The sequence below is a fragment of the Streptomyces sp. NPDC055078 genome, from assembly GCF_053607985.1.
In genome coordinates this window covers 1-3,208 of sequence record NZ_JBSGUP010000825.1, presented here as the reverse complement: position 1 = coordinate 3,208, position 3,208 = coordinate 1, and the positions used below count along the sequence as shown (strand labels likewise).

General features: G+C 74.6%; 1 protein-coding gene. It reads left to right on the top strand.

From position 1 onward, the window contains the following. Positions 1 to 603 precede the first annotated feature (603 nt). Complete coding sequence (locus tag ACWF94_RS37285) at positions 604 to 2,742, top strand: asparagine synthase-related protein (protein ID WP_453499169.1); 2,139 nt, start codon at positions 604 to 606, stop codon at positions 2,740 to 2,742. The last annotated feature ends 466 nt before the right edge of the window (positions 2,743 to 3,208 follow it).

The window sequence follows — 3,208 nt, the reverse complement described above, 5'->3', positions numbered from 1 at the left end:
CTATCCCCGCGGGCGGCGGACCGGCCCGGGAGGCGTCGCCCGCCTCCCGGGCCGCGATACGCCGCCGGTGCCGTTCCCGGGCCCCCGCCGGGATCACCGGCCGGCCGTCCGGTACGGTGTGCCGCCGCCTTCTGCGCCTTTCTGGGGCGTTTCGGGGTCCATAGATTGGCCGAATGTCGACTGTCTGTCTTATGGCTTCTGTGTAGATATGCCGCTGGCGCGATCATTCTGGTTCTTGTGGATTCTTGGGGAACTGCCGCCAAATCGCCCATGCCAGGGGCGCTTTCACTTTTTGCTCGCGCGACCCGGACCCCCTCCCATACGCCTCCTTCGTGGCAGCATGTTCCCGAACGGCCGGGTGCGGCGCGTTCCGGAATCGGGCACTCCAGGTTGTGTGGGCATCCGTGCGCCTGTGTTCGGCGTCTGTCCTGACGGCGAGTGGTGGCGGGTGTCCGCAGGGCGGAGGCCCCGCGCCGGGTGCGGAGCGCTCCCGGGCCGGAACCGGGCGTAACGTGCTCCCTCGTGCTCCTTCGTACTCCCTCGTACGGCGGAGTCCGGCGGAGTTCGGCGGCCACAATTTTGTCCACAGCCTGTGGAGGCGCGATGCGGTGGTTGGTGGGGTGGAGCAGTATCGCCGCAAACTTCGGTTCGGCGGGCGTCGTCGGAGCATCCGACGAGGGCCGGACCGTCCACCCCGTCGGCTCCCAACTCCTGTGGGGCGACCCCGATCCGCTCTGGGCCGTCGGCGACTGGCGCCCCGACGAGGTGCGCGTCGTCAGCATCGACGCGCCCCCCGGATTCGACGGAACCGTCCCTTCCACCCCCGCCACCCGGATGGCCGTCCTCGGCTGCTGCGCCGCGAGCGACGACGAACTGCGCGCCGGACTGCGCTCCGCGCGCGGCGGGGCGCTGCGCCATCTCACCGCCTGGCCCGGCAGTTACACCGCCGTCGTCCAGGCCGGCCGGCGCATCACCGTCCTCGGCGATCTGGCCGGGGCGAGACCGGTCTTCCACACCCCCTGGGCCAACGGCACCGCCTACGCCACCGCCGCGCTCCCCCTCGCCGACCTCATCGAGGCACAGCTGGACATCGGGCACCTCGCCGCCCTGCTCGCCTGCCCCGAGTCCCCCGAGGCGCTGCGCGACTCCACCCCGTACGAAGGGGTCAAGCGCATCCCGCCGGGCCACGCGCTGATCCTGCGCGAGGGCTCCCGGGAGATCACCGGATACGAACCCGTCGCCTCCCTCGCCGTCGCCGGGCCGCAGATCGAGGCGGACCGTGCCGTCGACGGAGTACGCGACGCGCTGGTCGAGGCCGTACGGGCACGGCTCACCGCGCCCCGGCACGCGCCCGGGACCCTGCCACCCGACCCCGGTCCGGTGCCCGGGATGGGGCCCGCCGAACGGCGCGCGGCACGCGGCGGCGGTCCCGCGCCCGGCATCGGCGCCGACCTCTCCGGAGGCAGCGCATCCGGCACTCTCGCCCTGCTCGCCGCCGGACTGCCCGGCAACCCCGGCACCGTACTCGGCCATGGCACCGGCGCGGGCGAACGGCTCCTCGCCGTCACCTACAACGACCTCACCGAGGACGGCCGCGAAGCCGAGCTGGAACGCGCCCGTGTCATCGCCGAGAACCCCCGGCTGCACCATGTCGTCGTCGCGGCGGGGGAGGAGGGGCTGCCGTACGCGAACCTGGAGAACGGGCCGCTGACCGACGAACCCGCCCCCTCCCTCGTCGTGGCCGAACGCCACCGCGGACGGCTGGCCGCCGGCAGCGCCGACCACTTCACCGGCGCGGGCGCCCGCCAGGTCCTGGACGCGCACCCCGCGCGCCTCGCCGATCTGCTGCTCGACCGGCGCCGGCGCCATCTGCTGCGGCCCGTCACCGCCCTCGCCCGCGCCGAAGGCCCGTCGCCGCACTCCCTGTTCGTCCCGCTGACCGTGTACCGGGCCGCCCGGCGCCTCGCCCGCACCCCCTACCGGACCGGTCTGGAGACGGCCGCCGGCACCCTCCTCGAAGCGAACCGCGCCGGGGCCCGCACCAACGGCGTGGGCCCGCTCGGAGCGTCCCTCGCGGCGCTGACCTGGTCGCGCCCCGGGCCGGCGGCCCGCTGGCTCACCGGGGAAGCACTGGCTGAAGTATCGGTTCGCCTGACGGCCGCGGCGACCCGGCCCATCTCCGTGCAGCGGCCCGGCGAGGCCCGGGCGCGGGCGGCCCTCGCCCGGCACGCCACCGACCAGCGCATCCTGGAACAGGCCGCGGAGGTCCGCAGCCAGCGCATCCACGCGCCCTTCCTCGACAACCAGGTCGTCCGCGCCTGCCGCGACCTCCCCGAATCGCTCCGGGTGCGCCCCGGCGCCCGCGCCGACATCCTCCGCACCGTCCTCGCGGGCACCGGCATCCACGACCTGCCCCCCGGCTGGGGTGCCCCCACCCCCGCCTCCTCCACCGCGACCGCCCGCACCGGGCTGCGCGCCTCCCTCCACCACCTCATCGCCCTCTTCGACGCCCCCCTCCTCGCGGACGCCGGGCTCATCGAGGCCCGCGTCATCCGCAAGGCCCTCCGCGCGGCGTCCGAGGGCGAGCCGGTGCCCCTCGACGGCCTCGCCGACCTCGTCTCCACCGAACTCTGGCTCCGCCGCCTCCTCTCCCGCCGCGGCACCTGCTGGACCGGCACCGCGGCCCCCCGCCAACGCGCGGTAGCGGGCGGCGTCCCACCCCGCCCGACCTTGCGCTCCTGACCCTGGGGGGTGCGGGCGTGCTGGGTGCGGTGCGGGGTCTTGGGCTGGTCCGGGGTTCTGCGGGGTTGGGGTTGGGGTTGTTGGGCTGGGCCCGGGTGCTGCGGGGTTGGGGCCGGTGTTTGGTGTCGGGGTCTTGGGCTTGCCCCAGGCGCCTCGGGGTTGGGGCCGGGGTCCGCTCCGGGGTCACGTCGGGACTGCACGATTTACGGCGCGTTTCGGGCTCTTGGCGGGTCTCGGGCTCTTCAGCGCCACAAATCACGCTTTACGTCCCGACGCCACCCCTGCGCGTCCCCCTCCCAGTCCAGTCCTGCGCGTCCCCTCCCGGTCCGGTTCCGCATGTCCCCGTTCCCTGGCTCACCCTTGCCCGTCCCTTTCCGGGTCCGCCTCTGTCCGTTCCAGCCTCTCCGGAGGCACATTCAGCCGCTCGGGCGGCAAATCCAGCCCCTCCGGCGATTGAGGAGCGGGG